This is a genomic window from Pseudomonas entomophila (assembly GCF_018417595.1).
Lineage (GTDB): Bacteria > Pseudomonadota > Gammaproteobacteria > Pseudomonadales > Pseudomonadaceae > Aquipseudomonas > Aquipseudomonas entomophila_C.
On record NZ_CP070982.1, the window covers coordinates 2,103,313 to 2,129,630 of the forward strand.

The 26,318-nt window shown below is 66.4% G+C and carries 28 protein-coding genes; 18 read left to right on the plus strand and 10 right to left on the minus strand.

Going from position 1 to position 26,318, the window contains the following annotated elements; all coding sequences use genetic code 11:
- Positions 1–3 precede the first annotated feature (3 nt).
- The 5 genes from JYG34_RS09350 to JYG34_RS09370 all read left to right on the plus strand — a co-directional run bounded on the left by JYG34_RS09350 (position 4) and on the right by JYG34_RS09370 (position 4,164).
- On the plus strand, positions 4–312 hold the full coding sequence (locus tag JYG34_RS09350) for a PepSY domain-containing protein (RefSeq protein WP_213660419.1): 309 nt from the start codon (positions 4–6) through the stop codon (positions 310–312).
- Entirely contained in the window at positions 312–626 is a 315-nt protein-coding gene (locus tag JYG34_RS09355) for a PepSY domain-containing protein (RefSeq protein ID WP_213660420.1), read from the plus strand. Before JYG34_RS09350 ends, JYG34_RS09355 begins: the two co-directional genes overlap by 1 nt.
- Positions 627–1,295, plus strand: a complete 669-nt coding sequence (locus tag JYG34_RS09360; protein WP_213660421.1) for a response regulator transcription factor — start codon at positions 627–629, stop codon at positions 1,293–1,295.
- Positions 1,292–2,614: a sensor histidine kinase gene (locus JYG34_RS09365; RefSeq protein ID WP_213660422.1), complete on the plus strand. Its 1,323-nt coding sequence runs from the start codon at positions 1,292–1,294 to the stop codon at positions 2,612–2,614. Before JYG34_RS09360 ends, JYG34_RS09365 begins: the two co-directional genes overlap by 4 nt.
- Before the next feature lie 392 nt (positions 2,615–3,006).
- Positions 3,007–4,164 carry an HPP family protein gene (locus JYG34_RS09370; RefSeq protein WP_213660423.1) on the plus strand — a complete coding sequence of 386 codons (1,158 nt, stop codon included), beginning with the start codon at positions 3,007–3,009 and terminating at the stop codon, positions 4,162–4,164.
- On the opposite strand, the gene JYG34_RS09375 is transcribed toward JYG34_RS09370, so the two are convergent.
- Positions 4,138–5,004 (minus strand): LysR family transcriptional regulator, encoded by an 867-nt coding sequence (locus tag JYG34_RS09375; protein ID WP_213660424.1) that lies wholly within the window; start codon positions 5,002–5,004, stop codon positions 4,138–4,140. The two genes, JYG34_RS09370 and JYG34_RS09375, sit on opposite strands and share 27 nt — an antisense overlap.
- Before the next feature lie 62 nt (positions 5,005–5,066).
- Positions 5,067–6,335, minus strand: a complete 1,269-nt coding sequence (locus JYG34_RS09380) for a leucine-rich repeat-containing protein kinase family protein (protein WP_213660425.1) — start codon at positions 6,333–6,335, stop codon at positions 5,067–5,069.
- A 154-nt stretch (positions 6,336–6,489) separates the two neighbouring features.
- On the opposite strand from JYG34_RS09380, the gene JYG34_RS09385 reads away from it, so the two are divergent.
- Complete coding sequence (locus JYG34_RS09385; protein WP_213660426.1) at positions 6,490–8,379, plus strand: propionyl-CoA synthetase; 1,890 nt, start codon at positions 6,490–6,492, stop codon at positions 8,377–8,379.
- Positions 8,380–8,415: 36 nt separating this feature from the next.
- On the opposite strand, the gene zapE is transcribed toward JYG34_RS09385, so the two are convergent.
- A complete protein-coding gene (zapE, locus tag JYG34_RS09390) occupies positions 8,416–9,555 on the minus strand; it encodes a cell division protein ZapE (RefSeq protein ID WP_249746235.1) in 1,140 nt (379 codons plus the stop codon).
- Positions 9,556–9,714: 159 nt separating this feature from the next.
- Positions 9,715–10,626: an AraC family transcriptional regulator gene (locus JYG34_RS09395; protein WP_213660427.1), complete on the minus strand. Its 912-nt coding sequence runs from the start codon at positions 10,624–10,626 to the stop codon at positions 9,715–9,717.
- Positions 10,627–10,728: 102 nt separating this feature from the next.
- Between JYG34_RS09395 and JYG34_RS09400 the strand changes: the two genes are divergently transcribed.
- The 5 genes from JYG34_RS09400 to JYG34_RS09420 are packed head-to-tail and all read left to right on the plus strand — an operon-like array spanning position 10,729 to position 15,165.
- On the plus strand, positions 10,729–11,289 hold the full coding sequence (locus tag JYG34_RS09400; protein ID WP_213660428.1) for a carboxymuconolactone decarboxylase family protein: 561 nt from the start codon (positions 10,729–10,731) through the stop codon (positions 11,287–11,289).
- 46 nt (positions 11,290–11,335) lie between these two features.
- Positions 11,336–12,400 carry an acyl-CoA dehydrogenase family protein gene (locus JYG34_RS09405; RefSeq protein WP_213660429.1) on the plus strand — a complete coding sequence of 355 codons (1,065 nt, stop codon included), beginning with the start codon at positions 11,336–11,338 and terminating at the stop codon, positions 12,398–12,400.
- Positions 12,397–13,218, plus strand: coding sequence for an ABC transporter ATP-binding protein (locus tag JYG34_RS09410; RefSeq protein ID WP_213660430.1), 822 nt, complete (start codon positions 12,397–12,399; stop codon positions 13,216–13,218). Before JYG34_RS09405 ends, JYG34_RS09410 begins: the two co-directional genes overlap by 4 nt.
- On the plus strand, positions 13,205–14,410 hold the full coding sequence (locus tag JYG34_RS09415) for an ABC transporter substrate-binding protein (protein WP_213660431.1): 1,206 nt from the start codon (positions 13,205–13,207) through the stop codon (positions 14,408–14,410). The genes JYG34_RS09410 and JYG34_RS09415 overlap by 14 nt, the downstream gene beginning before the upstream one ends.
- Entirely contained in the window at positions 14,410–15,165 is a 756-nt protein-coding gene (locus JYG34_RS09420; RefSeq protein ID WP_213660432.1) for an ABC transporter permease, read from the plus strand. Before JYG34_RS09415 ends, JYG34_RS09420 begins: the two co-directional genes overlap by 1 nt.
- Before the next feature lie 126 nt (positions 15,166–15,291).
- Here JYG34_RS09420 and JYG34_RS09425 read toward each other — a convergent pair whose 3' ends face one another.
- Entirely contained in the window at positions 15,292–15,978 is a 687-nt protein-coding gene (locus tag JYG34_RS09425; RefSeq protein ID WP_213660433.1) for a GNAT family N-acetyltransferase, read from the minus strand.
- 137 nt (positions 15,979–16,115) lie between these two features.
- A complete protein-coding gene (gene argC, locus JYG34_RS09430; RefSeq protein WP_213660434.1) occupies positions 16,116–17,042 on the minus strand; it encodes an N-acetyl-gamma-glutamyl-phosphate reductase in 927 nt (308 codons plus the stop codon).
- Between the two features lie 235 nt (positions 17,043–17,277).
- Between argC and JYG34_RS09435 the strand changes: the two genes are divergently transcribed.
- On the plus strand, positions 17,278–18,099 hold the full coding sequence (locus JYG34_RS09435; RefSeq protein WP_213660435.1) for a LysR family transcriptional regulator: 822 nt from the start codon (positions 17,278–17,280) through the stop codon (positions 18,097–18,099).
- Between the two features lie 145 nt (positions 18,100–18,244).
- Here the strand turns inward: JYG34_RS09435 and JYG34_RS09440 are convergent, their stop codons facing one another.
- Together JYG34_RS09440 and JYG34_RS09445 are read right to left on the minus strand one after the other, a co-directional pair.
- On the minus strand, positions 18,245–18,442 hold the full coding sequence (locus tag JYG34_RS09440) for a tautomerase family protein (protein WP_213660436.1): 198 nt from the start codon (positions 18,440–18,442) through the stop codon (positions 18,245–18,247).
- 18 nt (positions 18,443–18,460) lie between these two features.
- Positions 18,461–19,195 carry an SDR family NAD(P)-dependent oxidoreductase gene (locus JYG34_RS09445; protein WP_213660437.1) on the minus strand — a complete coding sequence of 245 codons (735 nt, stop codon included), beginning with the start codon at positions 19,193–19,195 and terminating at the stop codon, positions 18,461–18,463.
- Positions 19,196–19,319: 124 nt separating this feature from the next.
- On the opposite strand from JYG34_RS09445, the gene JYG34_RS09450 reads away from it, so the two are divergent.
- From JYG34_RS09450 to JYG34_RS09465, 4 genes are all read left to right on the plus strand, one after another.
- Positions 19,320–20,228 (plus strand): LysR family transcriptional regulator, encoded by a 909-nt coding sequence (locus JYG34_RS09450; protein ID WP_213660438.1) that lies wholly within the window; start codon positions 19,320–19,322, stop codon positions 20,226–20,228.
- 113 nt (positions 20,229–20,341) lie between these two features.
- A complete protein-coding gene (locus JYG34_RS09455) occupies positions 20,342–20,596 on the plus strand; it encodes a hypothetical protein (protein WP_213660439.1) in 255 nt (84 codons plus the stop codon).
- Positions 20,597–20,665: 69 nt separating this feature from the next.
- Entirely contained in the window at positions 20,666–21,364 is a 699-nt protein-coding gene (locus JYG34_RS09460; protein WP_213660440.1) for an MOSC domain-containing protein, read from the plus strand.
- 41 nt (positions 21,365–21,405) lie between these two features.
- Positions 21,406–22,341, plus strand: a complete 936-nt coding sequence (locus JYG34_RS09465; protein WP_213660441.1) for a 5'-nucleotidase — start codon at positions 21,406–21,408, stop codon at positions 22,339–22,341.
- Positions 22,342–22,498: 157 nt separating this feature from the next.
- Here the strand turns inward: JYG34_RS09465 and JYG34_RS09470 are convergent, their stop codons facing one another.
- Positions 22,499–23,149, minus strand: coding sequence for a TIGR04211 family SH3 domain-containing protein (locus tag JYG34_RS09470; protein ID WP_213660442.1), 651 nt, complete (start codon positions 23,147–23,149; stop codon positions 22,499–22,501).
- A 196-nt stretch (positions 23,150–23,345) separates the two neighbouring features.
- Entirely contained in the window at positions 23,346–23,513 is a 168-nt protein-coding gene (locus tag JYG34_RS09475) for a DUF6026 family protein (protein WP_249746236.1), read from the minus strand.
- Positions 23,514–23,710: 197 nt separating this feature from the next.
- Here JYG34_RS09475 and gnd point away from each other — a divergent pair, with 197 nt between their 5' ends.
- Both gnd and zwf read left to right on the plus strand, forming a co-directional pair.
- Positions 23,711–24,694 (plus strand): phosphogluconate dehydrogenase (NAD(+)-dependent, decarboxylating), encoded by a 984-nt coding sequence (gene gnd / locus JYG34_RS09480; protein ID WP_011533182.1) that lies wholly within the window; start codon positions 23,711–23,713, stop codon positions 24,692–24,694.
- Complete coding sequence (zwf, locus tag JYG34_RS09485; protein WP_213660443.1) at positions 24,691–26,187, plus strand: glucose-6-phosphate dehydrogenase; 1,497 nt, start codon at positions 24,691–24,693, stop codon at positions 26,185–26,187. Before gnd ends, zwf begins: the two co-directional genes overlap by 4 nt.
- Positions 26,188–26,318: the final 131 nt, after the last annotated feature.

Sequence of the window (26,318 nt, forward strand, 5' to 3'; positions counted from 1 at the left end):
CCCATGAAAACTTTGACTGCCCTGTTCACCGCCGCCACTCTCGCTTTCGCTGCCAACGCCGCCTTCGCCAAGGACGTACAGCCCGATGAGGTGGTCAAGCTGGTCAACGCCAAGACCATCAAGTCGCTGGACGAGCTGAAGGCCGTCGCCGTGGCCAAGCACCCGGGCTCCACCGTCACCGACAGCGAACTCGAGGACGAATACGGCCGCTACATCTACAAGGTCGAACTGCGCGACGCACAGAACGTCGAGTGGGACGTCGACCTGGACGCCAAGACTGGTGAAGTACTGAAGGATGCGCGAGACAACTGATGCGTGAGTTACCGCGAACGGCGCGCTACCTGGCCCTGGCTCTGATGGCCGTCTGTTCGCTGGCCGCCGCCCGCGACCTGGACCAGGACGAGGCGCTGGCGCTGCGCCAGCAAGGTATCATCCTGCCACTCGAGCAACTGCTCGAGGCCGCCCTGGGGCGTTACCCCGGGGCGCGCCTGCTGGAGGCGGAGCTGGAAGAGAAGCACGAGCGCTACGAATACGAAGTCGAGCTGCTGACCCCAGAGGGCGTGGTGCGCGAGATCAAGCTGGACGCGCGCACCGGCGCGCTGCTCAAAGACGAGGAAGACGACTGAATGCGCCTGTTGCTGGTCGAAGACAATGTGCCCCTGGCCGATGAGCTGACTACCACGCTGCAGCGCCAGGGCTATGCCGTGGACTGGCTGGCTGATGGCCGCGATGCGGTGTACCAGGGCCAGAGCGAGCCCTATGACCTGATCGTGCTCGACCTCGGCCTGCCGGGCCTGCCGGGGCTCGAGGTGCTGGCGCAATGGCGCGCGGCGAACCTGGTCACGCCTGTGCTGATCCTCACCGCCCGTGGCTCCTGGGCCGAGCGCATCGAAGGGCTCAAGGCCGGGGCCGACGACTACCTGACCAAACCCTTCCACCCGGAAGAGCTGCAACTGCGCATCCAGGCACTGTTGCGCCGCGCCAAGGGGCTGGCCAACCAGCCCACGCTGGAGGCCGCCGGCCTGCACCTGGACGAGTCGCGCCAGTGCGTCAGCCGCGAGGGTGTCGATATCCAGCTGACTGCCGCCGAGTTCCGCCTGTTGCGCTACTTCATGCTGCACCCGGGCCAGGTGCTGTCCAAGAGCCACCTGGCCGAGCACCTCTACGATGGCGAGACCGAGCGTGATTCCAACGTGCTCGAAGTGCACGTCAACCACCTGCGGCGCAAGCTTGGGCGCAGTGTGATCGAGACCCGTCGCGGCCAAGGCTATGTGTACGCCGGGAGTGCTGCGTGAAGTCGATCCAGGCGCGCCTGAGCCTGGGGCTGGTGGCGGTGCTGGTGGTGGTCGGCCTGGCGTTGGCGCAACTGACCCTGTGGCTGTTCGAGGCCGGGCTGCAGCGTTACCTGGAAACCGGCCTGCGCCAGGAAAGCGAAAACCTGCTGGTGGCGCTGGTGCGCGGGCCGTCCGGTTTGCAGTTGGACGAGCGGCGCATCTCCTCGGCGTACCAGCGGCCGTTCTCGGGTTATTACTTCCGCATCGATTTCGACCAGGGCACCTGGCGCTCACGCTCGTTGTGGGACCTGGACATGCCCAAGCCTGGCAAGCCGGGTTTGGACGATGGCCATGAACTGGGCCCGGAGGGTCAGCATTTGCTGGCCTATCGCGGTGATTACCGACGCCTGGGGCAGGATATTTCCATCAGCGTCGCCCAGGATTATTCCCCCGTCCGCGAAGGCTTCCGGCGCATGCAGCAGATCGGCCTGGGCATGGGCCTGGTGGCGCTGGTGCTGGTGCTGGTGCTGCAACGCATCACCGTGACCCGCTCGCTGCGCCCGCTGGAGCGGGCGCGCCGGCAGATCGCCCAGTTGCAGCAGGGGCAGCGTTCGCAACTCGACGCCGAGGTGCCCAGCGAGCTGCAGCCGCTGGTCGACCAGATCAACCATTTGCTGGCGCACACCGAAGACAGCCTGCGCCGTTCGCGCAATGCCCTGGGCAACCTGGGGCATGCGCTGAAAACGCCGCTGGCGGTGCTGCTCAGTTTGGCGTCCAGTGAGCGTTTGCAGGCGCTGCCCGAGGTGCGCGCGCAGATGCGTGAGCAGTTGGAACAGATCCAGCAGCGTCTGGCCCGCGAGCTCAACCGCGCACGCCTGGCCGGGGATGCGTTGCCCGGCGCGCAGTTCGATTGCGACGCCGAACTGCCGGGGTTGCTGGCCACCTTGGGCATGATCCATGGCGAAGGCTTGTTGCTCGAGCGCGACGTGGCGCCGGGCCTGCTGTTGCCCTGGGATCGCGAAGACCTGCTGGAACTGCTCGGCAATTTGCTGGACAACGCCTGCAAGTGGGCCGACAGCGAGGTGCGGTTGGGCATTGCAGCGACGAAAGCGGGCTACCGGTTGTGGGTCGATGACGATGGTCCGGGCATCCCCGAGGCGCAGCGCCTGCAAGTGCTCGAGCGGGGTTCGCGGTTGGACGAGCAGGTTGACGGTCATGGCCTTGGCCTGGGCATAGTGCGCGATATTGTCGAGGCCTGGGACGGGCGAATCGCGTTGCTGGAAAGCCCGCAGGGCGGTTTGCGGGTCAGTATCGAGTTGCCCCGCAAGGGGGCATTGTAGGAGCGGGGGGGGGGGGGGGGGGGGGCCCCCCCCCCCCCCGCGGGGGGGGGGGGGCGGGGGGCCGCGGGGGGGGGGGGGGGGGGGGCGCGGGCCGGGGGGGGCGGGGGGGGGGGGGGGGGGGGCGGGCCCGGCCCGGGGGGGCGGGGGTGATCGCGGCTGAAGCCGCTCCTACAGGGGTACGGATCAACCCTGCAAAAAAATTGCAGTACAGCCGCAGTTTTTTGAATTGGCCGTCCCGACACCCGCCGGGCAAAATCCGCTGCCATGAAACCCTTCGGTTTCCATCTCTCCATGGACGGAGCCCCTTGCGCCACCGCATTGCGCAACACAGGGCCCAGGCCGGTCGCGCTGGGCTTTCTTTTTGATCAGAAGAACACGACCCGAAAATCCCGATGCTTGCCTCGCGTCCCGACACCCGCTTGCAACGCCTGCTCCCGGCGCCCTTGAACATCCCACCCAAAGAATGGTTGCGCGCCGGTGTCGGCGCGCTGCTCGGCCTGTTCCTCGCCGGTTACCTGTGCAGCCTCGTCTATGGTCCATCCATCGCCTTGCACCTGCTCGGCCCGCTGGCGGCCTCGGCGGTGCTGGTGTTCGCCGTGCACTCCGGGCCCTTGGCCCAGCCCTGGCCGGTACTTGGCAGTTACGTCCTGGCCGGGGTCGTGGGGCTGGCCATGCGCCAGGGTTTCGGTGATGGGCTGTGGGTCGCGGCGGCTGCGCTGGGCATCGCGATCCTGTTGATGTGCCTGTTGCGCTGCCTGCACCCGCCCGGTGGTGGCGTTGCCGTGAGCGCGGTGCTGGCCGACCCGGGGCTGGTGGCGCTGGGCGATCATCTGCTTGAGCCGGTGCTGCTCAATGCCATGGTGTTGGTTGCCGTGGCGGTGCTGTACAACCGCCTCACCGGTGTGCGCTACCCAAAGGGCGCAGTGCCGCGCAAGGACCTTCACCACACTCGCGATCCACTGCCCAGCGAACGGGTTGGGATCAGCAGCGCCGACCTTGACCTGGCCCTGGCGGACATCGGCGAGTTCGTCGACGTCACCCGCGACGAGCTCGAACGCATTGTCCTGGCCACCGAACAGCATGCCTTGCAGCGCAGCCTGGGCGGCATCGATGCCGGGGCGGTGATGTCCCGCGATGTGCAGCTGGCAACGCCCGGCATGACTCTTGAGCAGGCCTGGAAGCTGCTGGCCAGCCACCACCTGCAGACTTTGCCGGTGCTGGACGAGGGGCGCCTGGTAGGCCTCGTCGGCGTCGCCGATCTGCTCGAGGCGGCCATGGCGCGTGGATGCATCCGCTGGCGCAACCTGTTGCGACGCCAGCCCGTGCGCCTGGAGCAGGTGATGAACCGCCAGGTGGTCAGCGTTACCCCCCTGCACCCGCTGGAACGCCTGTTGCCCTTGCTCGGTGAACAGGGCCGGCACTGCCTGCCAGTGCTGGACGGCGAGCGTCTGGTCGGCGTGATCACCCAGACCGACCTGATCGCCGCCCTCAAGCGGCACCTGCTGACCGCCGCCGCGCAGGGCTCAGATCAGCGGGTCCCAGCGTTGTGACCAGTCGCTCTCGCCGGCCGCGACCAGCCGGCGCAGGATGGCGAAGGCCTGTTGCAGGGCCGCGCTGTCACGCTCGCGGGCATAGACCAGATAGGTCGGGTAGGTGAACTCCGGCGCCTGGGGCACCCGCTCGAACACCCCGTTCTGCAAGTAAGCCTGCACCACGCGGGTACGGAAGTAGCCACTGCCGCCACGGTCGAGGATGAACTGCAGCGCCAGCGGCCCGAGGTTGAAGCTCAGCGGCGCGCGGGCCAGGTCGGGCAGGGCGGCGTCGTGGCGGCGGCGAAAGGCGGCGCCCCAGTCGATGTAGACATAGGGCTCGGGCTGGTCGACCCGGCGGATGCGGATCAGCTTTTCCTCCATCAACTGTTCCACCTGCAGGCCCGGGCCGTACGTTGGCTGGTAGACCAGCGCGGCGTCCAGCAGCCCCATCTCCACCTTGCGCAACAGCGACTCACCGTCGCTGACTTCGCTGCGGATGGCATGGTTGGGCATCTCCTGGTGCAGGGCGCCGACCCAGTCGAGCATCATCGGGTTGCCCAGGCTCACTTCGCCGCCCACATGCAGCACTTGCTGGCAGCCTTGTGGCAGCGGCAGGTCCCGGCGTGCGGCTTCCCAGGTCTGCACCAGCTGGTTGGCGTAGCTGACGAACGCCTCGCCGTCGGCGGTCAGGCTGGCGCCGCTGCGGCTGCGCACGAACAACTGGCAGCCCAGTTGCTGCTCCAGGCGCTGCACGCGGGCAGTGATGGCGGTCTGCGACACGAACAGGCGCTCGGCGGCGGCCACAAGGCTGCCGCAGCGGACGATTTCCAGGAAAGTACGGGCCTGATCGATGTCCATGGCGGGCTCTAGGGGGGAGGGGCATCCATTCTAGAGCCTTTGCCCCGAAATGGGGCAGGCAATCAGTCCGACAGCCTGTCCAGCAGTTCGCTGAACAGCGGCCGATGCGTCACGTCGGGGTGCTGGCAACGCCGGGCCAAGACGTGCAGCACCTTGTCGTTTTCAGGGCAATGCGCCAGCAGCTCTTCCAGCAGGATGCCAAAGGCGCGGACTTCCAGGCGCTCGAGGGCCCGCGCCTGGGGGTGGAACGACGCCGCGCCGAAGTCGCCCAGCAGACACTGGCCGTCGTCGTCGAACAGTATGTTGTGGGCATACAGGTCGCCATGGCTCAGGCCGCGCCCGTGCAGGTGCGCGCACACCGAGGCGATGCCGCTGGCCAGTCGACGCACACCGGCCAGGGGCAGCGTGATCGTTTCGGCATAGCGGTCGCGGGTGCAGCTGTCGAGGCTGGGGGGGCCGGCAAGGTTGCGCCAGTGCGGGGCGATCAGGTGCATCACCAGGGCCGGCAGCTGTTGTGGATGATCATCGATGCGGCCGGCCAGGCGCACCAGGTTCGGATGATCGCCGGCAGCGATGCAGGCGCTCATTTCCGCCAGGGGGGAGCCATCGCTGGTGAGCGCGCCCTTGTACAGCTTGACCGCCATCGGCGCATCCTGGCACATGGCACGGTGGATCACGCCGGAGGCGCCTTGGCCCAACACCTGTTCGAGGTGAACATCCCGCCAGGCGATCCGTGGGCAGTGGCCCTCGTCGGCGGGTGCGACGAAACCCTCCGGCATCGGGTTGTCGGCATAGGCCAGCCAGGCCAGGCTGGGCATGCGCAGCAACCAATCAGGCAAGGCCGACAAGCGATTGCTGGCGATGCGCAGCAGTTCGAGCCGTTCGCAGCGGGCGAGGCCCTCGGGCAGGGCGGCGAGGCGGTTGCCGGCGAGCATCAGCTTTTGCAGCCAGGCGCAGTCGCCCAAGGCATCCGGCAGTGTCTCCAGTGCGTTTTCGGTGAGGATCAGTGCCCGCAGGTTGGCAGGCAGCGCCTGCGCGGTGACGAGCTGGATCTGGTTGTCGCGAAAACCCACCGTTTCGAGGTTCGCGCAACGTCCCAGCGCCGATGGCAGCTCGGTGAAGCGATTGCCGGAGCAAAACAGCACCTTCAGCCGCGTCAGGCGATGCAGGTCGTCGGGCAATTCGCTCAGGGCGTTATTGCTGAGGTTGAGCACCTCCAGGCTGTCGGCCAGCGTGAAGATTTCGCGGGGGAATTCGCTCAGGCCCAACTCAAGGTCAAGGCGGGTGATGCCGCGCAGGCGGCCGGCGCGGAGGTCGTCGAGGTTGTGCATGGAACGGGTCTTGAATCGGCGGGCGGCCATTTTAGCCAGATGACCACTGCAAATCTGCATATGGGTTGCGACTTAAGTCAAATGGCAGGCTGCAGGCACCGGTCCATACTCGAAGTTCGCCCTTCTATAACAACAAGTACCGGGTTGCGAACCAATGACCTACCAGCACAGCTACGCCCACTCCATCAGCGATCCCGCCGCCTTCTGGCAAGCCCAGGCCGAACAGCTGGCCTGGCAGCGCAAGCCCTCGCTCACCTTGCAGGAAAACCCCGACGGTACCCACCGCTGGTTTGCCGACGGCCGGCTGAACAGCTGTTACCTGGCCCTCGACCATCAGATCGAGCAGGGCCGTGGTGAGCAGTTGGCGCTGATCTATGACTCGCCCGTGACCGGCGTGCAGCAGGCCTTCACCTACAACCAGCTGCGGGGCGAAGTCGCGCGCCTGGCGGGCCTGCTGCGCTCGCTGGGTGTGAACAAGGGTGACGGGGTGATCATCTACATGCCCATGGTGCCCCAGGCGGCGATGGCCATGCTCGCCTGCGCGCGGATCGGCGCGGTGCACTCGGTGGTGTTTGGTGGCTTTGCCGCCAACGAACTGGCCCTGCGCATCGACGATGCGCGGCCGACGTTGTTGCTCACGGCCTCGTGCGGGCTGGAGTTCGACCGGGTCATCGAATACAAGCCGCTGGTCGATCGCGCCCTGCAACTGGCCCGGCACCAGCCCCGGCATGTGCTGGTGCTGCAGCGGCCCCAGGCGCAGGCCGAGCTGCAACCCGGTCGTGACCTGGACTGGGAACAGGCATTGTCGGGCGCCGCGCCGGTTGCTCCAGTGGAGCTGGACGCGGGCGACCCGCTGTACATCATGTATACCTCCGGCACCACCGGCAAACCCAAGGGCATCGTGCGCGAGAATGGCGGCAACGCGGTGGCCCTGTGCTACGCCATGCGCCACGTCTATGGCATGCAGGCGGGCGATGTGTGGTGGGGGATTTCCGATGTGGGCTGGGTGGTCGGCCATTCGCTGATCGTCTACGGGCCGCTGATGAGTGGCTGCACCACGGTGTTCTACGAAGGCAAGCCGATCCGCACCCCGGACGCCTCGGCCTATTGGCGGGTGGTGGAGCAGTACAAGGTCAATGGCTTGTTCTGCGCGCCCACCGCGATGCGTGCGATCCGCAAGGAAGACCCGGACGGTGAGCTCATTCGCCGTCACGACCTGGGGTCATTGCGCCAGTTGTTCCTGGCGGGCGAGAAGCTCGATTCCAGCACCCATGAATGGCTGGAGCGGGTCAGCGGCAAGCCGGTGCACGACCATTGGTGGCAGACCGAGACCGGTTGGCCGGTGACCGCGCCCTGCGTGGGGCTGGAGGGCAGCGCCGCCCGACCGGGGTCCAGCAACCGTGCGGTGCCGGGTTACAACGTGCAGGTGCTGGATGACGAGGGCACGCTTTTAGGGCCCGGTCAGCAGGGCGCCATCGTGATCGCCTTGCCACTGCCGCCCGGTTGCAGCCAGACACTCTGGGGCGATCATCAGCGCTATCTGGAAGCTTACCTGCGCAGCTATCCGGGCTATTACCACACCGGTGACGGTGGCTACCTGGACGACGACGGCTTCGTCTACATCATGGGCCGTACCGACGACGTGATAAACGTTTCCGGCCATCGCTTGTCCACGGGCGAGATGGAGGACCTGGTGGCGCGTCATCCGGCGGTGGCCGAATGCGCGGTGATCGGCGTGCATGACGAAATCAAGGGGCAGGTGCCACTGGCGTTGGTGGTGTTGAAGGACGGGCAGGGCATCAGTGAGGCACAGTTGCAGGGCGAGCTGGTGGCCAGCGTGCGTGAGCAGATCGGCGCGCTGGCCTGCTTCAACCGCGTGCGGCTGGTCAAGCGCCTGCCCAAGACCCGCTCGGGCAAGATTCTGCGGGCGGTGCTGCGCAAGATTGCCGACGGGCAGGACTATGTTGCGCCCTCGACCCTGGACGACCCGGCGGTACTGGGGGAGATCGAAGGGGTGCTGGCGGATTTGCCCAGGGCGGGTTGAACCCATTGACCTGATACGGCCTCTGTAGGAGCGGCTTCAGCCGCGATCACCCGCGAAGCGGGTGCCGGGCACCGCGATGCCTGCATCGCGGCTAAAGCCGCTCCTACAGGGGCCAATCCGATGCAGCTGCCCCAATCGGCTGCGGGTGCGCATCAAGTCGGCAAGCGACCCGTTCAGGCTCTGCTCCAATGACCGTTTGCCAATCACTGTCACCTGACGATCCTGGTCATACAACACATCCACCAGATTGACGAACCGCTGCTGCGCGGCGAGCGAGCACTCGGCCAGGTCGTCCAGGCCATCGATGATCCAGTGCTCGTAACGTTCGGCCAGTGCCAGGTAGTCGATCACTGCGGTGGGCTGCTCGCACAGGTCGTCGAAGGCGAACATCACCTGCCGATCTTCGCAGGCCAAGGCGCGCAGCGGCCGCTTGTTGATGTCCAGCACGCATGGCGAAGTTGCCGGCAGCGCCAGCGCCTGGCGCTGTTCCGCGGTGCCAGGCCAGACGTAATGCCCCCGGGTGAAGCGCTGGTGTTCACGGTTGGCCGGCAGGCTGCGAAAATCCGTGTCGCCCCCGACTTCCAGTACCTGCATGCGGCTGTTGATCAGGCGGATCACCGGCAGGAAGCGCTCGTGGTACAGCGGGTTGGGCAGCAGCCCTTCGGGGGCGTAGTTGGAGGTCACCAGCAGGAGCACACCGCGCTGGAACAGGGCGCCGAACAGCCGGGTGAGGAGCATGGCATCGCCGATGTCGTGCACATGGAACTCGTCGAAGCACAGCACCTGGCAATCGCCCAGCAGCGCATCGAGGGTCGCCCCCAATGCATCGTCCAGTGCCCGGTGGCGGTGCATGCCCTGGTGCAGGCGGGCGAAGAAGTCATGGAAATGCAGGCGTCGCTTGGCGGGCGTGGGCACTGCCTGGAAGAAACCGTCGAGCAGCCAGCTCTTGCCGCGCCCCACCGCGCCATGCAGGTACAGGCTGCGCGGCTGATCCGTGTCGAGCGTGGCCAGTGTGCGGGCCATGGCCTCGATCACCCGGTTCTGGCTGTCGCTCAGGGTGTAGCCGCGCTCGATCGCTTTTTGCCGGAAGTGGCCCGGCAGATCGCTGTTCACGGCGGTTTCGCTGCGCAGGCGCTGGCTGAGTTGGCGCAGTGGAGGGGGCAACCAAGTGGACAAGGGGCAGGTTCCTAGTACAGGTAGGGGCAGGGCGCAGCTTGCGCGAGCGCAGGTGTTTTGACCAATCGAGAATGTGCCGGGCAATGATCGTGAAATGCGATAGGTAGGCGGTGCGTTTCAGTCTTTGCGCCAAAACCCAACCGCTGAAAGCCGAAGCCATTACGGCTCATTGCGTTGCCTGCGATACGCGCCCGGCTGCACCCCCACCGCCTTGGCAAACGCCCGCGTAAATGCAGCCACCGATTGATACCCCACCTGCGCGCCCACCTGCTCGACGGTATTGCCCGCCTTGAGCAACTGGCAGGCATGGCGCATGCGCAGCGCCAGCAGCACTTGCCCCGGTGACTGCCCGGCCAGCTCGTTGAAGCGCTTGAAGAACGCCGAGCGCGAAAGCCCCGCGCAGGCCGCCATGCTCTCCAGCGTCCAGGCCTGCCCAGGCTGCTCGATCATTTGCTCCAGCAACCCGGCGAAGGCCGGCTGGCGGGCGAGGGCGACCAGGCCGCCGAGCGACAGCCCTTCATGCACTTGCTGGCGCAGCACGTAGAGGAACAACAGGTGAGTCAGCCGTTCGAGCAACGTGGCCGACGGTTGAGGCGCGCGTCGACACTCCTCCAGGATCAGCTCGAACAGCGCCCGTGCCGCGCTCCCGGCCGGGTCCCCGGCACGCAGCAGGATCCAGCCCGGCAGCCCCTCGACGATCAGCGTCGAAAGCCCCGTCTGGAAGTGGAAGAACCCGCACACCAGCCCCACGCCATCACCCGCTTCCAGATCCAGCCCCTGCATCGCCTGGCGTGGTTGTGCGCAGGCATCCATTGCGTCGCGGTCACTTGACAGTCGATAGCCCAAGTCACGCAGCAGGAACACCGCGTCGCCGCTTTCCAGCCGCAGCGCCTCGGGCTGGCCATCGATATGCAGCCAGCAATGCCCCTGCACCAGCAGATGGAAACTGGCCCGGCCCATGCCCTGGGTGCTGGCATGCCAGCCACCACAGTAGCGGCCGACATGGAACAGGCTGGCGTCGAGCTCCAGGCCTTCTAATAACCAATCGACGAGGTGGCTGGATGAAATCATCTAATGCAAGGACTCTGGAGCAAGGAAAGGCGACTGATGAATATGGATGCTACTTCTTATAACCAACAGACTGTAGCGACCTACATCAAAGGAGACCACTCCATGTCCGCGCGCATCACTTTACACAGCCTGCAGACCGCCCCGGAAGCCGCGCGTCCGTTCCTCGAGAACGCACAGAAGAACTCAGGCTTCATCCCCAACCTGCTGGGCATCCTGGCCAACGCCCCGGCCGCTCTGGAAACCTACGTCACGGTGTCGGCGCTCAATGGCAAGTCGGAACTGACCCTGGCCGAGCGTGAAGTGGTGCAGCTGATCGCCGCCACCAAGCACGGCTGCGACTTCTGCGTGGCCGGCCACACCGCCGTGGCGCTGAACAAGGCCAAGCTGCCGCAAGAGGTAGTCGATGCGCTGCGCGCCCGTGGTGAATTGCCGGATGCCCGCTTCGAGACCCTGGCCGAATTTGCCCGCGAAGTGATAGCCACCCGTGGCAATGTCAGCGATGCCACCTACCAGGCCTTCCGCGACGCCGGCTTCACCGAGGGCAATGCCCTGGAAGTGATCCTTGGCGTGAGCCTCGCAACCCTGTGCAACTTTGCTAATGTGTTCGCCCAGACGCCGCTCAACGACGAGCTGGGCAAGTACCGCTGGCAGCCTTCGGCGTAAACCACGCCCGGTGCCGGCGTGGCCGGCGTTTCAAAGGAGTAGGGACATGCTTGATTCCGCATTTCGCCACTGGCTGGATGCCAATGCCGAAGCCATCGACCAGGGCCGGTGCGACCCGCACCTGGTCCTGGCGCACATCGCCGAGTCGCAACTGTTGCGCGTCGGTGTCGACCCAGCCCTTGGCGGCTCGGGCGGCGACGTCACCGAAGCGGTGGAAGCTATCGCCGCCATCGCCAGCCGCTCGCTGGCCGCGGCTTTCGTCTGCTGGGGGCAACGCGCCTTCATCGAATACCTGCTGCAAAGCCCCAACCAGCTTCTACGCGAGCGCTTGATCCCCGACCTGCTCAAGGGCGAGCTGGCTGGCGCCACGGGGTTGTCCAATGCCATGAAGTTCCTGTCCGGCATCGAGGCCCTGCAAGTGCGCGGTCGGCCCGAGGCGCACGGCTGGACCCTGGAAGGCCGCCTGCACTGGGTGACCAACCTGCGCAAATGCGGCTTCGTGGTGGCCGCGGCCATCGAGGATGATGCCGGTGGCGCGCCGTTCGTGGTCGCGATTCCGTCCACCGCCCAAGGCCTGGAACGTTCCGACGATCTGCAACTGATGGGGCTGCAGTCGAGCAACACCGCCGCCCTGGCCTTCCACCAGGTGGAATTGGCCCGTGACTGGCTGTTGCATGACAATGCCCGCGAGTTCCTGCCCACGGTGCGCCCGGCGTTCCTCGCGTTGCAGTGCGGCATGGCCATCGGCCTGGCCCGGCGCGCACTGGACGAGGTGCAGGAGCACCTGCAGGGCCGTGGCTCGTTCCTCGAAGAGGCCCGCCTGGTGCTCAAGGAGCGCCTGGAGAACACGGTCGGTGAACTCAAGCAGGGCTTGCTCGACGGCCGCTTCCTCAAGCAGCCGGCCGCCCTGTTCAAGCTGCGCATCACCCTCGCCGAAAGCGCCGCCGACGCCGTGCAGCTGGAACTGCAGGCCAGCGGTGGCAAGGCCTACCTGACCGCCTACGGCGAAGGGTTCGCCCGCCGCTGGCGTGAGTCGGCATTCGTGCCGATCGTCACCCCGAGCCTGGTGCAACTGCGCGCCGAGTTGCAGCGCCAGGCGGCCACGGCATGAGCGATGCGTTGCTCGAAGCCCGGGACATCAGCCTGGGCTACCCCCGCGAGGGTGGCTGGCAGGCGGTGCTGGCGCAGTTCGACCTGACGCTCGCCGCTGGCGAAGTGGTCACCCTCCTAGGCCCCAGCGGGGTGGGCAAGTCCAGCCTGCTGCGGGTGCTGGCGGGTTTGCAGCAACCGCGTGGCGGCGTCGTCACGTTGCATGGCGAGGCGTTGCAAGGGCCACACCCGCGCCTGGCGGTGGCGTTCCAGGACCCGAGCCTGCTGCCGTGGCTCAGCCTGGAGAAGAACGTCGCCTTTGGTCTGGATTTCGCCCGCCAGCCCAAGCTTTCGAGCAACGAGCGCCACGCGCGGATCGACCATGCCATCGACGCCGTCGGCCTGGCCCATGCGCGCGGCCAGTACCCGGCCCAGCTCTCCGGTGGCATGGCCCAGCGCACTGCGCTGGCCCGCTGCCTGGCCCGCCAACCTGAAGTACTGCTGCTCGATGAGCCGTTCGGCGCACTGGACGAAGTGACCCGCGCCGACATGCAGCAACTGCTGCTGCAACTGATCGCCACCCACAACACCGCCGCCGTGCTGATCACCCACGACATCGACGAAGCCCTGCTGTTGTCCGATCGCGTGCTGCTACTGGGCGACCACCCGGCGCGCACCCTCGGCCAGTGGCGTATCGACCTGCCGCAGCCGCGCGCACAGCGGGTCGAGGAACTGGGCGCCCTACGTATCGACATCCTGAAAACCCTACGGCGGGCAAGCCGCACAGCCGAACCCACCCCATCCCCCTTGCCCTCGGAGGCTGTCCATGTGCATGGATGACTGCTGTTCCTCGACGTCCCGTCGCGATTTTCTCAAGTTGAGCGCCATGCTCACCGCCGCCGGTGCCGTGCCGCTGCTGTCCAGCCTGCAGGCCCGCGCCGCCGCCGAACCGGACGCGCCAGTGCGCATCGGCTACCTGCCGATCACCGACGCCACGCCGCTGCTGGTGGCGCATAACAACGGCCTGTTCGAGGCCGAAGGCATCAAGGCCGAGCGCCCGGTGCTGCTGCGCAGCTGGGCCCAGGTGATTGAGGCGTTCATCTCCGGCCAGGTCAACGTCATCCACCTGCTGTCGCCAATGACCGTCTGGGCACGCTACGGCAGCAAGGTGCCGGCCAAGGTCGTGGCCTGGAACCACGTCGGTGGCTCGGGCCTGACCGTGGCGCCGGACATTACCGACATGAAGCAGCTCGGTGGCAGGACCGTGGCCATCCCGTTCTGGTATTCGATCCACAACGTGGTGCTGCAACAGATGCTCGCCGACAACGGCCTCAAGGCGGTGTCCAAGCCCGCTACCGCGCCGTTGGCCGCCAACGAAGTCAACCTGCTGGTGCTGCCGCCCTCGGACATGCCACCGGCCCTGGCCAGCAAGCGCATCGCCGGCTACATCGTCGCCGAGCCGTTCAATGCGTTGGCCGAGAACCTCAAGGTCGGCCGTGTGCAGCGCTTTACCGGCGATGTCTGGCGCAACCATGCCTGCTGCGTGGTGTTCATGCACGAACACGACCTGAACAACCGCCCGGAGTGGTCGCAGAAGGTGGTCAACGCCATCGTCAAGGCCCAGCAATGGACCCGCGAGCACCGCGCCGAGGCGGCCGCGCTGCTGTCCAAGGCCGGCCCCAACAAGTACACCCCGCACGAACCGGCGGTGCTCACCCGGGTGCTGGCACCGTCTGCCGACGACCGCGCCGGCTATATCGCCAGCGGCGCCATCCAGCACCAGCAATGGGATGAAAAGCGCATCGACTTCCAGCCGTACCCGTACCCCAGCTACACAGAGGAACTGGTCAAGCGGCTGAAGAACACCCTGATCGAAGGCGAGAACGGTTTCCTCGCCGATCTCGACCCGGCCCATGCCGCCCGCGACCTGGTCGACGACCGCTTCGTGCGCAACGCTATCGCGGCTGTCGGTGGCCCGGCGACCTTCGGTATCGCCGAGAGCTTCCAGCGTAGCGAGGAGTTCGCGGTCTGATGCGCAAGCACGTCGTACATGGCGCCCTGGGCCTTGCCGGTCTGGCGGCGCTGCTGTTGCTGTGGTGGCTGGGGGTGCGGGTGTTCGGCCAAGCCGATGGGTTGTCCGCGCGCTTCTCGCCCCAGGCCACGCTGCAGAGTCTGGTGGAGCTGCTGGGGCAGGGCGAGGTGTACGGGCATGTCTGGGTGAGCCTCAAGCGCATCCTGGTCGGCCTGGTGCTGGCGCTGCTGATCGGTGTGCCGCTGGGGTTGCTGGTGGGCAGCTACCGGCACCTGGAGGCGGCGACCACACCGGCGTTCCAGTTCCTGCGCATGATCTCGCCGCTTTCGTGGATGCCGGTGGTGGTGATGTTGATGGGGGTGGGCGACCAGCCGATCTATTTCCTGCTGGCCTTTGCCGCGCTGTGGCCGATCCTGCTCAACACGGCGGCGGGCGTGCGCCAGCTCGACCCGCGCTGGCTGCAACTGAGCCGCAGCCTGAGTGCCACGCGCTGGGAGACCTTGTGCAAGGTGATCGTTCCCGGGGTGATCGGCCATGTGCTGACCGGGGTGCGCCTGGCCATCGGCATCCTGTGGATCGTGCTGGTGCCGTGCGAGATGCTCGGGGTGAGCGCGGGGCTGGGTTACTTCATTCTCGATACCCGGGACCGGCTGGCGTACTCCGAGCTGATGGCGATGGTGCTGTTGATCGGTGTGCTTGGCTTCATGCTCGATGCGTTGGCGCGCGGGCTGCACCGGCGTTGGGTGCATGCCTGACCGACCTGTTCGCTGTAGGAGCGGCTTCAGCCGCGATGCAGGCGCTGCGGTGTCTGGCACCCGCTTCGCGGGTGATCGCGGCTAAAGCCGCTCCTACAGAGGCTGCGGCAAACCTGCCGGCGAGCGTCAATGCCGGGTAAGCCGTTGCTTCACGCAAGCCCTGGCCTGCTCGGCCAACTCATCCAGTCGCTCGTCGCGCAGCCGCTCCGCCTCCACCATCGCCTCCTCACCCTGCTGCTTGAGCAGGTACGCATGGATCTGCCGCACTTCGACAGTCTGGTAGATCGGCGCGATATCCAGCCGCCCGATCAACGCCCCGCTGGCATGCCCGGTGCTGCTCATCAGCACCTGCGGCCCGGCGCTGGCCACCACTTGCAGCCCCATGGCTTCGAACCACGGTACCTGTGCGGCGAAGGCGCTCAGCTCGACACAGCCGTAACGCGCGCGCAGGTCGTCCAGCAGACCGCGAGCGATGCCTTGGCGGCGATGGCCTGAGTCCACGGCAAGGTAGGCCAGGGCACAGGCTTGCGGGTTGTCTTGTGCCGGTAGCGCCAGGGCGAAGCCCAGCAGTTGCTCCGGGGCCTCGGCGTCCAACGCCAAGGTCAGTTCCACGGCCAGGCCACGGGTGCCGTCCAGGGCCATCAGGTATTGGTGCACCTCCAGGCCCACGCCGTACTGGTACAGCGGGTAGAGCGGATTGTCCGCGTTGATGGCGACACTGCTGAGCTGGCCGACATGGTCGATCACCAGTTGGCGGATCTGGTTCTGGAAGGATTCGGGCGGCACGCCGTCGAGGCGGCGGAGGATGAACATCGCGGGCAGGGCTCCGGTTGGAACATGACGAAGCGGCCATTCTAACGCTATGCAGCCAGGTGCAGGAGCCGGCTTTGCCGGCGATGCAAGGCGCAGCCTTGCCCGCTGGCAAAGCGATTCGCCAGCAAGGCGGGCTCCTACAGGGCGGCGAGCATCAGGTCGAGGTTCTGTACCGCAGCACCCGAGGCGCCCTTGCCCAGGTTGTCGAACACGGCGGTCAGCAGCACCTGGCCATACTCGGGGTTGGCGTACAGGGCCAGGCGCAGGTCGTTGCTGTCGTTCAGCACCTGCGGGTCCAGTGCGGTGGCCGGGCCGTGCTGGTGCAGCGGCATCACCTGCACATGGCGGGCGCCCTGGTAGTGCTGCTCCAGGCAGGCCTGCAACTGTTCGACGGCAACACCCGGAAGCAGGCGCAACTGCAGCGGGATGCTCAGCACGATGCCCTGGCGGTAGGCGCCGTAACCTGGCACGAACACCGGGCGCGCGCTGAGCCCGGCATGCTGCTGGATTTCCGGCACATGCTTGTGCGCCAGCTCCAGGCCATACAGCTGCAGCGTCGGCAGGTAGCCTTCGCTGGGCTGCTCATGGCGCTCGACTGCGGCGCGGCCGCCACCGGAATAACCGGAAATGGCGTGGATGCTCAGCGGGTAGTCCGCAGGCAGCAATCCGGCCTCGACCAGCGGGTGCAGCAAGGCGATGGCGCCGGTGGGGTAGCAGCCAGGGTTGCTCACCCGCTTGGCCTGGGCGATGCGCTCGGCCTGCTGATCGTTCAGCTCCGGCAGGCCGTAGACCCAGCCCGGGCTGGTGCGATGGGCGGAGCTGGCGTCGATCACCCGCACCGCCGGGTTGTGAACCGTTGCCACGGCATCGCGGGCCGCGTCATCGGGCAGGCAGAGCAGGGCGATGTCGGCGCTGTTGATGGCCTCGGCGCGGCGCGCCGGGTCCTTGCGCTCGGCGTCGGGCAGGGTCAACAGGCGCAGATCCTGGCGGCCGTTGAGGCGGGTATGGATCTGCAGGCCGGTGGTGCCTTGGTCGCCGTCGATGAATACGAGGGGCTGGTGCATGGCGGGTGTCCGTAGGTGAGGGGAGTAGGGATATCCTCGCCTGCAGCTGGACGAAAGAAAATTTGAATATCATGATGTTCAAGTTCAGGAAAAATGAATAATTTTGAAGCCGCCTCCTCTGGGAGTGGGTTGACCCGCGAATCAGGCAACACGGTGCATGGCACCGGCTTCGCCGGTGTTCGCGGGTAAACCCGCTCCTACAGAGGGCGGTGTCATCCGCAATGCTTGAGACCCCATGCGAGAAATCAGCCTCGACCGCTTGCGCACCTTGGTGGTGATCGCCGACCTCGGCTCGTTCGCCGACGCCGCCCGCCAGCTCAACCTGGCACCGCCGACCATCAGCCTGCATGTTGCCGAACTGGAGGCTCGGATCGGCGCGCCCTTGCTTTCCCGTACCCGCGGCCAGGTGCGGCCCACTGCCGTCGGCGAGACGTTGTTGGCCCGTGCCCGGCGCTTGCTGGCTGACGCCGACCAGGCGCTGGACGAGGTGCGCCGGCAGGTCGAAGGCCTGACCGGCCGGGTGCGCCTGGGCGCTTCGACCGGCGCCATCGCCCACTTGCTGCCCCAGGCTCTGGAAGCCTTGCGCGTGGATCACCCAGGGATCGACGTGCAGGTCCAGGTACTCACCTCGCAAGCTTCCCTGGCGCGCCTGCGCGAGGGCACCCTGGACATCGGCCTGGTGGCGTTGCCGCAGGTGGCGGGCAAAGGGCTGAAGGTCACCCCCTGGCGACGCGACCCGATCATGGCCTACGTGCCCGCCGACTGGCGGCCGCCGGCGCGGGTCACGCCGGGCTGGCTGGCCGGGCGGGCGTTGATCCTCAACGACAGCACCACACAGTTGTCGCGGGTGACGTCGGAGTGGTTTGCGGCTGCCGGGCTGTACCCCGAGCCGCGCATCGAACTGAACTACAACGATGCGATCAAGAGCCTGGTGGCGGCGGGTTACGGGGCGACGCTGCTGCCCCAGGAGGGCGAGGTGCAACAGCACAACCCGCGGATCGCACAGCGGCCGTTGCGGCCGGGGTTGTGGCGGCAGTTGGGGATCGCCTGCCGCTAGGGCGAGCTGGAAAGGGCGACGGGCCATGTGCTGGCCGCACTGGAAACGCTCCGCCAGTAACCTTGCAGGAGCCTGCGTTGCTGGCGAAAGGCATCACCCGCAACCACGGCGCGGCGTCGCCCCGGTTCGCCGGCAAGGCCGGCTCCTACTTCTTGCGCAGCGCCGTCACCGTCTCGCCGCCCACCCCCCAGTTATCGGTGGGCACCTCTTCGATCACCACGAAGGTGCTGGCCGGTGGCTTGTTCAGCACCTGTTCCAGCAACTGCGTCGTGCCTTCGATCAGCAGGCGTTTGTGCTCGGCGCTGACGCCTTCATCGGTCACGCGGATATGGACATAAGGCATGGTCGTATCCTCCTTCGCTCAGTGCCAGGTGCCAGCGGTGCTGCCGCCGTCCACAGGCAGGATGACGCCGCTGACGAAGCGTGCGTCGGTCAGGTACAGCACGGCGTCCACCACATCCTCGGGCTTGCCGACCCGGCCGCTGGGTGACAGCGCCCCAAGCCCTTCGACCTGGCCACCGTGCAGCGGGGTCTCGATGATCCCCGGTGCCACGGCATTGACCTGCACGCCGCTGGCGGCCAGTTCCAGGGCCAGGCCCTTGACCGCTTGGTTGAGGCCGCCCTTGATCAGCACCGGCAGCAGCGCCGGGACGCGGGTATCCGGTTGCAGGGCCACCGATGCTGTGATGGCGATGATGTGCCCGTGCCCTTGTTGCTTCATGACCCGTGCCGCCGCTTGAGCCGGGTAGAAGAAGCCTTTGAGGTTGGTGCCGACCAGTGCATCGACATCGGCCTCGGTGTAGTCGGTCACCGGCTTGGGAATGAAGATGCCGGCGTTGTTGACCAGAATGTCGACCCGGCCAAAGGCCTCAAGGGCCGTGGCGAACAGGTGCTCGGCAGTGGCCTTTTCGGCGATGTCGCCCGCCACGCCGACGAAGTTCGCTGGGTTGCCAAGGCGGGCGGCGGCTTCGTTCAGGCGCGCCTCGGTGCGGGCGTTGCCGACCACGTTGTCGCCGCGCTCGAGGAAGGCCTGGGCGAGGGCGAAGCCCAGGCCGCTGGAAGCGCCGGTGATGATGACGGTGCGTGGGGTGCTCATGAGGGTGATCTCCTGGTAGGTGAGCCGCAAGCTCGGTGTGGGATCACTTTAAGTTGCAACGCAGGCTTGAAAAATGAGGCGCATGGTATTTCAATCGATACACCATGTAATCAATAGGGCTGCCATGACCCGCCATTTCGATGACCTGCAACTAGGCAGCCTGGAGCTGTTCTGCCTTGCCGCCGACGCCGGCAGTTTCACCGAAGCGGCCATGCAGGCAGGTGTCACGCCCGCAGCGGTGAGCCGTTCCGTAGCGCGCCTGGAGGAGCGCCTGGGCGTGCGCCTGTTCGTCCGCACCACGCGCCAGATGCGCCTGAGCGAGGTCGGGCAGGCGTACTACCAGCAATGCCGCCAGGCCCTGGGGCAACTGGTCGAGGCCGAGCGCCAGGTGGCGGGCGGGCAGCTCGAGCCCAGCGGTCGCCTGCGTATCAGCGCGCCGACCCCCTATGCCCATCATCGTCTGCTGCCGTTGCTGCCGCGTTTTCGCGAGCGCTTTGCCCAGGTCCAGGTGGATGTGCACGTCAGCAACCGCAACGTCGATTTCGCCGAGGAGCCGTTCGACCTGGCTATCCGGGGGCGTGCCCCAGCGGATTCGCGTCTGGTGGCCCGGTGTCTGGAGGACGCTGAGCTGGTGGTTGTCGGCACCCCGGGCTACCTGGCGCGCAAGGGCGTGCCCCGCACACCTGCCGACCTGGCCGCTCACGACTGCATCCAGTTCGAAATGCCCAGCAGCGGCCGCCGGCCCCCTTGGAGCTTTCGTCAGGACGGGCAAGTGGTGGAGATCGACACCCAGGGCGGGCTCACCTGCCTGGGCGACTTTCTCGCCACCAGCACCTTGGCCAGGCACGGCGGCGGCCTGATGCAGGCCTACCGCTTCACCGTGCAGGACGCCCTGGCCAGCGGTGAACTGGTGGAGGTGCTGGGCGACTACGGTGGGACGTCGCGGCCGTTCATGCTGATCTATCCCCAGGCCCGGCACATGCCTCTGAAAGTGCGGGTGTTCATCGACTTCCTGGTGGCCGCGGTGGCCTGACCGTTGGGCTGAAGCCGCGTCGGCCGTGCCCTGGCTGACTATTCTTGTTGCTGCGTCGGCGACCCGGCCGGCGCTCATCCCGGCAGTCCGGTCATTTCCCAGGAGAACGCTCCATGAAATCCATGACACTGCTTGTGATCGCGTCCGTGCTCAGTTTCGCCGCCCATGCCGAAGACAGCGCGGCAACCAACTGCGACGCCAAGATCAAGGACCTCGAGTACATCAGCAAGAGCGATGGCCAGGCGCTGCATGGCGGCATGGCCCACGACTACCACGAGTTGCTCAAGCAGGCCAAGGGCGATATGGCGACTTGCATGAGCCAGGCCGACCGCGCCAAGACCATCTACAACAAGGCGCGCGGCAAGTAGCCGGCGGTAATTTCCGAAGGCGGCCAGGTCTCGTGTAAGCTCGCGCCCGACATTCCACGAGACCGCCGCATGAACCCGACCCATCCGCGCCTCGACAGCCTGCTCACCGGCAGCGCCCGGCCGTTTACCCGCCCAGGCTCGCACAGCGCCATCGACAAGCAGCCCCGCGAGGGCACTCTGCAGGTGACCTTCCTCGGTATCGCCGGGGATGAACAGGGCGACCTGCGTGTCCACGGTGGGGTCGAGAAGGCCATCCATCACTATCCCCGCGACCACTATCCGGACTGGGCCGCCGAACTCGGCGATCACCCGTTGCTGGCCAAGCCAGGCGCGTTCGGTGAGAACTTCAGCAGCCATGGCTGGCGCGAAGCCGACGTCTGCCTGGGTGACCGCATCCGTGTCGGCACGGCGCTGCTGGAGATCTCCCAGGGCCGCATGCCGTGCTGGAAGCTCAATGACCGCTTCGACGTGGCGCAGATGGCGCTGCGGGTGCAGCAGAGCGGGCGCACCGGCTGGTACTACCGGGTGCTGGAAGAAGGTGTGGTGACGGCGGGCGATACACTGGAGCTGGTCGACCGACCCCATGGCCAGTGGTCGGTGGCGCGCTTGTCGGCGGTACTGTTCGACAAACGCCTGGAGCCCGAGCTGCTGCGCGAATGCCTCGAGCTGCCGCTGGTGCCGAACTGGCGCCGCACCCTGGAAAAGCGCCTGGAGCAGCACCAGGTCGAAGACTGGACGTCGCGCCTGCAAGGCCGTACCGACGCCTGAGCCCAGGCGCTTTCAACCGTTTTCAAGACAAGGATTGCCCCATGCCTTTCGAACTGGATGACCGCCTGGTGATCGGAGTCGCTTCCAGCGCGGTGTTCGACCTGAGCGAGTCCGACGCAGTGTTTCGCCGCGACGGCGAGGCCCAGTACCGCAAGTACCAGGAGCAGCACCTCGACGTGCCCCTGGGCAAAGGCATTGCCTACCCGTTCATCAAGCGCTTGCTGGCCCTCAACGACTTGCGCGATGACCCGGAAGACCCGCTGGTGGAAGTAGTGCTGTTGTCGCAGAACGACCCGGACACCGGGTTGCGGGTGATGAAGACCATCGGCCATTACGGGCTGAACATGACCCGGGCCATCTTCACCCAGGGCCGCTCGCCCTACGCATACATCCCGGCGCTGAACATCGCGCTGTTCCTGTCCGCCGACAAGCAGCACGTCGACGCGGCAATCAAGGCCGGTTACCCGGCGGGGCAGGTGCTGGATTCGAAGTTCGATGATGACGAGAGCGACGACAACCTGCGCATCGCCTTCGACTTCGACGGCGTGCTGGCCGGGGACGAATCGGAGGCGGTGATGCAATCGGGTGGGCTGGACAGCTTCCACGCCCATGAAGTGATGAACGTCGCCCAGCCGCACAATCCGGGGCCACTGAAGGAGTTCTTCGTGCGTATCGCGCGGATCCAGGCGGCGGAGGAGCAATACAAGCTTGAGCACCCCGGTTACGAGAACCGCCTGCGGGTGTCGATCGTCACCGCGCGCAACGCGCCATCCCACGAGCGTGCGCTCAACACCCTGAAAAGCTGGGGGGTGATGGCCAATGACGCATTCTTCCTTGGGGGGATCGAAAAGCGCCGGGTGTTGCGGGTGCTCAAGCCGCACATCTTCTTCGACGACCAGTCGGGGCACCTGAAGAGCACCAGCACCGTGGTGCCCTCGGTGCACATTCCCTTCGGTGTGACCAATCGCTCGGCCTGATCCGGCAAAGCTGTGACGCAGCTTTTCTTGAGGCGGGCGCGGTCACTGTGGGGGCGGGTTTACCCGCGAATGCGGTGGTGAATCTTCCATTGCATTCGCGGGTAAACCCGCTCCCACAGGATGGACCACGCTGAGTTTGTAACTGGCGCGCGGACCGTCAGAACCAGCGATCATTGCGCTTGCGGCCACGGGTCAGCGCCGGCAGGATCAACCCCACCAGCAGCCCGGCACCGGCGATGCTGCCGCCATAGACCATGTAGCGCATCATCACCTGCTTGTTCTCGTCGCCCAGGCGCGCCTGGGTGTCGCGCAGGGTCGACTGGCTCTGCGCCAACTGCTCGTTGAGCGCCTTGTTGCGGGTTTCCAGCTCGTCGATCAGCGCCTTGCGCGAATCAAGGGTTTCGTGCATGCCCTGCACACGGCTCTTCCAACTGTCATCGATGGTCTTGAGCTGGCCGGACAAGTCCGCCACCTGGGCGTCGAGCTGCGGCAGGCGCTCGTTCTGCCCCGGCACCGCCTGCAGGTCGCTGGTGAGGATCCACACCAGGTCGCCGCTTTGCCCACGCACCTGGCTGTAGTTGCCCTGGGTGGTCTGCAGCGTGACCTTCTGCCCGGACTTGAGCGTGCCGACGATTCGGTGGCCATCGGTGGGGCCGCTGCGTACATAGGTGCTCAGGCTGTCACTGACCCAGCGCGCATCGCTGGCCGGTTCTTCGGCGTGGGCGGGTGCGGCCAGGGCGATCAGGGCGGCGATCAGGCCGCCGCGCAGGGCGGGCAGGGCGGAGGAGGCAGGCTGGTTTTCTGGCATGGTGATCTTCGCTGCAACAGGACAAATAAGGGCCCGATGACTGGGCCGGCGATCCGGTCGGGTGGATTGACCGTCAGCGAAAGACCGCTTTTTTGTAGGCAGGTTCACTGCTTGATATGGGAATTGTCTGCAGAATGTTGCTTGATGCGAAGCATGCGGGGGCGAGGTGGGCGCCAGCGAGCACCCACGGCGGGGATCAGCGGGTGGCGCCCTTGCCGTCCAGGCGGGCCTGCTCCAGCAGCAGGTTCAGCTGGGCGACCTGCTGGCGCAGTTGGTCACGTTCGTCCTTCAACTGGCGCAGTTCGTCACGGCGCACGGTCACGTAGAGGGTCTGGGTGGGAGTGGCAGGCATCAAGGTACCCATTGGCACACCTCGCTTGGCTGGTGACATTCAAAAGCGTAGACGCTTCAGGCGGCGCGCATTCTGAATTCTTTGCAGGCCCTTGGGAACTTTTTTGTTTATCGTTGTCACCCCGTTCGTCGGTGAACCCTCGAGCGGATCGCTGGACTAATCTGAAATCTTCAAATGTTGTCATCCAAATCCAAGGGGAGCGTCGGCACATGCAACTGGGAATCATCGGGCTGGGCCGCATGGGCGGCAATATCGCAAGGCGCCTGATGCGCGATGGCCATCGCACCGTGGTCCATGATCGCAGCCGCGAGGCCATCACCGCGCTGGAGGGTGAGGGCGCGCAAGGGGCCCACGACCTCGGCGCGCTGGTGCAGAAGCTCAAGGCACCGCGCGCGGTGTGGGTGATGCTGCCGGCAGGCGAGCCCACCGAACAGACCATCGCTCAACTGGCCGAGCTGCTCGAGCCGGGCGATGCGATCATCGACGGCGGCAACACCTTCTACAAGGATGACGTGCGCCGCGCCGCCGAGCTTGCCAAGCGCGGCCTGCACTACCTCGACGTCGGCACCTCCGGTGGCGTCTGGGGCCTGGACCGCGGCTACTGCATGATGATCGGTGGCGAAAAGGCGGTGTTCGAGCGCCTGGAGCCCCTGTTCAAGACCCTGGCCCCCGGCGTCGGTGACATCCCGCGCACCCAGGGCCGCACGGGCGAGCATGACCGCGCCGAGCACGGCTACATCCACGCCGGCCCACCGGGCGCCGGCCACTACGTGAAAATGGTCCACAACGGTATCGAGTACGGCCTGATGCAGGCCTACGCCGAAGGCTTCGACCTGCTGCGCAGCAAGGGCGGCAATGAGCTGCCGGAAGACCAGCGCTTCGACCTCAACGTGGCGGAAATCGCCGAGGTGTGGCGCCGTGGCAGCGTGGTCACCTCCTGGCTGCTGGATCTGACCGCCGACGCGCTGGTCGCCGACCCGCAGCTCAGCGAATTCAGCGGTTCGGTCTCCGACAGCGGCGAAGGGCGCTGGACCATCGATGCCGCAGTCGAGCAGGCGGTGCCGGTGCCGGTGCTGTCCAGCGCGCTGTTCGCCCGCTTCCGCTCGCGCCAGCAGCAGGGCACCTACGGCGACAAGATCCTCTCCGCCATGCGCCTGGGCTTTGGCGGCCATGTCGAGAAGAAGGGCGAATGACCAAGCAGACGATCCCTGCCGCGCCGCCTTGCACATTGTTCCTGTTCGGCGCCAATGGCGACCTGGTCAAGCGCCTGCTGATGCCGGCGCTGTACAACCTGGCCCGCGATGGCCTGCTCGATCGCAACCTGCGTATCGTCGGCGTCGACCACAACCCGGCCACCGCCGAAGCCTTCGCCGAGCGCCTGCATGCCTTCATGCAGGAGCGCGACAAGGGGCGTGAAGGCGATGAGCGTTGCCTGGACGACGCGCTCTGGCAGCGCCTGGCCAAGTGCATCGACTACCAGACCGGTGATTTTCTCGACCCCGAGACTTACAAGGCCTTGGCGGCGCGCATCGATGCGACCCGCCACGGCAACGCCATCTTCTACCTGGCCACTTCGCCACGTTTCTTCCCAGAGGTGGCCCAGCGCCTGGGCGCGGCCGGCCTGCTCGACGAGTCCGCCGGCGGTTTTCGCCGGGTGGTGGTGGAGAAACCCTTCGGCACCGACCTGGCCAGCGCCGAGGCGCTAAATACCTGCCTGCTCAAGGTGATGAGCGAACGGCAGATCTACCGTATCGACCATTACCTCGGTAAAGAGACAGTGCAGAACATTCTGGTCAGCCGTTTCTCCAACGGCTTGTTCGAGGCGTTCTGGAACAACCACTACATCGATCACGTGCAGATCACCGCCGCCGAGACCGTCGGCGTCGAGACCCGCGGCGCCTTCTACGACAGCACCGGCGCCCTGCGCGACATGGTGCCCAACCACCTGTTCCAGTTGCTGGCGATGGTGGCGATGGAGCCGCCCGCAGCGTTCGGCGCCGACGCCGTGCGCGGCGAGAAGGCCAAGGTGATCGGTGCCATTCGCCCCTGGTCGGCGAAGATGGCCCTGAAGAACTCCGTGCGTGGCCAGTACACCGCGGGCAAGCAACTGCCGGGTTACCGTGAAGAGCCTAACGTAGACAAGGACAGCCAGACCGAAACCTATGTCGCGCTCAAGGTGATGATCGACAACTGGCGCTGGGCGGGGGTGCCGTTCTACCTGCGCACCGGCAAGCGCATGAGCGTGCGCGACACCGAGATCGCCATCTGCTTCAAGCCCGCGCCCTATGCCCAGTTCCGCGAAAGCGAGCTGGCGCGGCCCAAGCCCAACTACCTGAAGATCCAGATCCAGCCCAACGAGGGCATGTGGTTCGACCTGCAGGCCAAGCGCCCGGGGCCGGAGCTGGTGATGGAGAACGTCGAGCTGGGGTTCGCCTACAAGGACTTCTTCAAGATGACCCCGGCGACTGGGTACGAAACGCTGATCTACGACTGCCTCACCGGCGACCAGACCCTGTTCCAGCGGGCAGACAATATCGAGAACGGCTGGCGTGCCGTGCAGCCGTTCCTCGATGCCTGGGCTGGCGAGGGAAGCGAGGTGCATGGTTACCCGGCAGGCGAGGATGGCCCGGAGGCTGGCAACGAACTGCTGGCGCGTGACAAGCGCGAGTGGCATACGTTGGGTTGATCTGTCCGACCCCGTCTCATCGCGGGGCAAGCCCGCTCCCACGCCCACCCTCGCTGTGATGGCTTGTGGGAGCGGGCTTGCCCCGCGATGGGGTTTAGGCCATTTTCTGCATTTGTGTTGGAACACCCACC

Excerpts from the sequence above, each read along its gene's own strand:
- JYG34_RS09350 (WP_213660419.1), top strand. The coding sequence starts at position 4 with ATGAAAACTTTGACTGCCCTGTTCACCGCCGCCACTCTCGCTTTCGCT.
- JYG34_RS09355 (WP_213660420.1), top strand. The coding sequence starts at position 312 with ATGCGTGAGTTACCGCGAACGGCGCGCTACCTGGCCCTGGCTCTGATG.
- JYG34_RS09360 (WP_213660421.1), top strand. The coding sequence starts at position 627 with ATGCGCCTGTTGCTGGTCGAAGACAATGTGCCCCTGGCCGATGAGCTG.
- JYG34_RS09370 (WP_213660423.1), top strand. The coding sequence starts at position 3,007 with ATGCTTGCCTCGCGTCCCGACACCCGCTTGCAACGCCTGCTCCCGGCG.
- JYG34_RS09375 (WP_213660424.1), bottom strand. The coding sequence starts at position 5,004 with ATGGACATCGATCAGGCCCGTACTTTCCTGGAAATCGTCCGCTGCGGC.
- JYG34_RS09380 (WP_213660425.1), bottom strand. The coding sequence starts at position 6,335 with ATGCACAACCTCGACGACCTCCGCGCCGGCCGCCTGCGCGGCATCACC.
- JYG34_RS09385 (WP_213660426.1), top strand. The coding sequence starts at position 6,490 with ATGACCTACCAGCACAGCTACGCCCACTCCATCAGCGATCCCGCCGCC.
- JYG34_RS09395 (WP_213660427.1), bottom strand. The coding sequence starts at position 10,626 with ATGATTTCATCCAGCCACCTCGTCGATTGGTTATTAGAAGGCCTGGAG.
- JYG34_RS09400 (WP_213660428.1), top strand. The coding sequence starts at position 10,729 with ATGTCCGCGCGCATCACTTTACACAGCCTGCAGACCGCCCCGGAAGCC.
- JYG34_RS09405 (WP_213660429.1), top strand. The coding sequence starts at position 11,336 with ATGCTTGATTCCGCATTTCGCCACTGGCTGGATGCCAATGCCGAAGCC.
- JYG34_RS09410 (WP_213660430.1), top strand. The coding sequence starts at position 12,397 with ATGAGCGATGCGTTGCTCGAAGCCCGGGACATCAGCCTGGGCTACCCC.
- JYG34_RS09415 (WP_213660431.1), top strand. The coding sequence starts at position 13,205 with ATGTGCATGGATGACTGCTGTTCCTCGACGTCCCGTCGCGATTTTCTC.
- JYG34_RS09420 (WP_213660432.1), top strand. The coding sequence starts at position 14,410 with ATGCGCAAGCACGTCGTACATGGCGCCCTGGGCCTTGCCGGTCTGGCG.
- JYG34_RS09425 (WP_213660433.1), bottom strand. The coding sequence starts at position 15,978 with ATGTTCATCCTCCGCCGCCTCGACGGCGTGCCGCCCGAATCCTTCCAG.
- argC (WP_213660434.1), bottom strand. The coding sequence starts at position 17,042 with ATGCACCAGCCCCTCGTATTCATCGACGGCGACCAAGGCACCACCGGC.
- JYG34_RS09435 (WP_213660435.1), top strand. The coding sequence starts at position 17,278 with ATGCGAGAAATCAGCCTCGACCGCTTGCGCACCTTGGTGGTGATCGCC.
- JYG34_RS09440 (WP_213660436.1), bottom strand. The coding sequence starts at position 18,442 with ATGCCTTATGTCCATATCCGCGTGACCGATGAAGGCGTCAGCGCCGAG.
- JYG34_RS09445 (WP_213660437.1), bottom strand. The coding sequence starts at position 19,195 with ATGAGCACCCCACGCACCGTCATCATCACCGGCGCTTCCAGCGGCCTG.
- JYG34_RS09450 (WP_213660438.1), top strand. The coding sequence starts at position 19,320 with ATGACCCGCCATTTCGATGACCTGCAACTAGGCAGCCTGGAGCTGTTC.
- JYG34_RS09455 (WP_213660439.1), top strand. The coding sequence starts at position 20,342 with ATGAAATCCATGACACTGCTTGTGATCGCGTCCGTGCTCAGTTTCGCC.
- JYG34_RS09460 (WP_213660440.1), top strand. The coding sequence starts at position 20,666 with ATGAACCCGACCCATCCGCGCCTCGACAGCCTGCTCACCGGCAGCGCC.
- JYG34_RS09465 (WP_213660441.1), top strand. The coding sequence starts at position 21,406 with ATGCCTTTCGAACTGGATGACCGCCTGGTGATCGGAGTCGCTTCCAGC.
- JYG34_RS09470 (WP_213660442.1), bottom strand. The coding sequence starts at position 23,149 with ATGCCAGAAAACCAGCCTGCCTCCTCCGCCCTGCCCGCCCTGCGCGGC.
- JYG34_RS09475 (WP_249746236.1), bottom strand. The coding sequence starts at position 23,513 with ATGGGTACCTTGATGCCTGCCACTCCCACCCAGACCCTCTACGTGACC.
- gnd (WP_011533182.1), top strand. The coding sequence starts at position 23,711 with ATGCAACTGGGAATCATCGGGCTGGGCCGCATGGGCGGCAATATCGCA.
- zwf (WP_213660443.1), top strand. The coding sequence starts at position 24,691 with ATGACCAAGCAGACGATCCCTGCCGCGCCGCCTTGCACATTGTTCCTG.